The organism is Kitasatospora saccharophila, from assembly GCF_039529925.1.
Classification (GTDB): domain Bacteria; phylum Actinomycetota; class Actinomycetes; order Streptomycetales; family Streptomycetaceae; genus Kitasatospora; species Kitasatospora saccharophila.
Genome location: NZ_BAAANS010000169.1, coordinates 1 through 744, shown reverse-complemented (window position 1 = coordinate 744; position 744 = coordinate 1). Strand labels below are relative to the sequence as shown.

General features: G+C 66.8%; 2 protein-coding genes. Both read right to left on the bottom strand.

What is annotated here, in order from left to right; translation table 11 throughout:
* A partial coding sequence (locus ABD345_RS40005) for a sigma-70 family RNA polymerase sigma factor (RefSeq protein WP_425556970.1) occupies nucleotides 1-262 on the bottom strand: 262 nt, incomplete at its 3' end.
* 44 nt (nucleotides 263-306) lie between these two features.
* The coding region (locus tag ABD345_RS40000) for an HAD family hydrolase (RefSeq protein ID WP_344559761.1) at nucleotides 307-744 on the bottom strand (438 nt) is incomplete at its 5' end.

The window sequence follows — 744 nt, the reverse complement described above, 5'->3', positions numbered from 1 at the left end:
GGCCCGACTTGTAGTGATCGGTGACCAGGTTGCGGGCGATGGTCACCAGCCAGGCGCCGAAGTCGCGGCCCTGCCAGGTGAACGAGTCCAGCGCGCGCAGCGCCCGGTCGAAGGTCTCGCTGGTCAGGTCCTCGGCCAGGGCCGAGGACGACACCCGCGCGTAGATGTAGCGATAGACGGTGAGCGAGTACTCGTCGTACAGCTCACCGAATGCACCGACGTCTCCAGCCTGGGCGCGATCGACGAGTTCTGCACGTCTCATCCCGTCCGGGCTCGGCTCCGGCGTCGTCAAGATCTCTCCCCGTTTCAACTGACACGTCTACGACTTGCACATCCCCGACTGAGACATCGTTGGATGGCCACAGCGGCTGAGACAGCACCGAGCGTTACGCCTGAAGCACCCGCTGTCAACAGGAGAAGGCGCGTCGCCCTCCGTCCGGTCCGGTAGTCCCGGACCTGCCAGCCGGCCGTCCGGGCATGCCGCCGCAGCCTGCTGTCAGGATTGATCGCCCACGGATTCCCCACCATTTCCAGCATCGGCAAGTCGTTCACCGAGTCCGAGTACGCCGAGCACGCGGTCAGGTCCAGCTCCTCGTGCTTGGCCAGCGCCCGGACGGCTTCCGCCTTGGCCGGGCCGTGCAGCATATCGCCCACAAGTACACCTGTATAGACCCCGTCACTCTGGGCTGCAACCGTGCCCAGCGCGCCGGGCAGACCGATCCGCCGGGCCAGCACGCCGGCCTC